Raw genomic sequence first — 1,554 nt, forward strand, 5'->3', positions numbered from 1 at the left:
ATGTTTATGCATGCGGCGGACATTGCCGGCGTTGAGGTGATTGCTGTCGTCAAACGCGATGATCAGATCGAAACCGCGAAGGTCTTCGGAGCGCGGCACGTCGTCCAGATTGCTCACGGGGTCGACGCCATCGCAGAGGTCCGCAAGCTGACGCCCGGAAGTCGTGGCGTGGACATTGCCATTGAAGCGGTAGCGACGGCAATGACCTGGGAGTGGGCCGTTGATATGGTCCGCAAGGGCGGTACAGTTAACTTCTTTGGCGGTCCTCCCAGCGGAACAAAGGTACAGCTCGACACGAACCGCCTGCACTATGGCGACATCACGCTGAAGGCGAGTTTCCATCACACCCCGGCCACATCCAGGACTGCCTTCGAGCTGATCAAGAGCGGGCGTTTCAAGTGTGCCGAATACATTACGGGCCGCGCCGGTCTGGCAGACGTTCCGGAGATCTTCCGCAAGATGATGGTGCGTTCTGCTGAGGGAGTGAAAGACATCAAGACGGCCGTCTTTCCAGAAGGAGTGTCATGTTAGAAGGCGCTCCAGCCCAGTACGTCATGCCCGCAGCGCGCCCAACGGTGGAAGAAGCACGTGCGTGGTGCCATAACCTGGCGACCAGCCACTACGAGAACTTTCACGTCGTGACGTGGTTCCTGCCGAAGGAGTTCAAGACTGACTTCGAGGCGCTTTACTCCTACTGCCGTGCCTCGGACGACCTTGGAGATGAGGTCGCCACTCCGGAGATCGGTATGCGCCTGCTCGAAGAGTGGGGTGTACTGCTGCGCGAGTGCTATGAGGCTCCCGAGCAGACGAAGCATCCCATCTTTGTTGCGCTGACCGAGACCATACGCGAGCGGAAGATTCCCATGCAGCCGTTCCTGGATCTTCTGGCGGCCTTCAAGGCAGATCAGACCAAGACCCGGCATGCCTCGATCGCCGAGCTGGAGGAGTACTCGGTGTATTCCGCGAACCCCGTTGGCCGCATGATCCTGCATACCTGCGGTTATCACGACGAATCCCTGAATCTGCTCTCGGACAGGATCTGTACCGCGCTGCAGTTGGCGAACTTCTGGCAGGATGTCGGCGAAGACTGGGACCGTGGACGTGTCTACCTGCCGCAGGACTGGATGGTGCGCTTCGGCGTAACGGAAGAGCAGATTGCGGCTCGCCGCGTCACACCGCAGTTCCGGGAGATGATGCGCGGTCTTGTCGCTGAGACACGCGCGATGTTTAACGAGGGAGCAGCCCTCGAGCGTGGTGTGGAGAAGCAACTCGCCGTGACCTTGCGTCTTTTCCGCCGCGGTGGAGAGAGCATCCTGAACGCGATTGAATCTCAGGGATATGACACGCTCACACGGCGTCCGGTGGTGACCAAGGCGGCCAAGGTAAAGCTATTGGGCCGCGCATTTGTGGAGAAGATGGTCGCGTGAGTATCTCTGTAGAGCAGGCCTATACGCAGTGCCGGGCCATTGCAAAGCGGGAGGCGAAGAACTTCTACTATTCCTTCGTCGCGTTACCGCCGCACAAATCCAATGCCATGTGCGCGGTGTATGCCTT

General features: G+C 59.2%; 2 protein-coding genes and 1 pseudogene. All 3 read left to right on the top strand.

Annotated elements, in window-relative coordinates:
* Positions 1-531: zinc-binding dehydrogenase (locus tag AB4043_RS25045; protein ID WP_442308465.1), on the top strand; the 531-nt coding region annotated here is incomplete at its 5' end.
* Positions 525-1,427, top strand: a complete 903-nt coding sequence (gene hpnC, locus AB4043_RS25050; protein WP_442299406.1) for a squalene synthase HpnC — start codon at positions 525-527, stop codon at positions 1,425-1,427. The genes AB4043_RS25045 and hpnC, both read left to right, overlap by 7 nt.
* A pseudogene (locus AB4043_RS25055) lies at positions 1,424-1,554 on the top strand (phytoene/squalene synthase family protein); the annotation flags it as partial. The gene hpnC and the pseudogene AB4043_RS25055, both read left to right, overlap by 4 nt.

It is taken from the genome of Terriglobus sp. YAF25, from assembly GCF_052113305.1.
GTDB lineage: Bacteria > Acidobacteriota > Terriglobia > Terriglobales > Acidobacteriaceae > Terriglobus.

Bases quoted from the DNA above. Each gene is read 5' to 3' on its own strand.
- hpnC (WP_442299406.1), top strand. From the start codon at position 525: ATGTTAGAAGGCGCTCCAGCCCAGTACGTCATGCCCGCAGCGCGCCCA.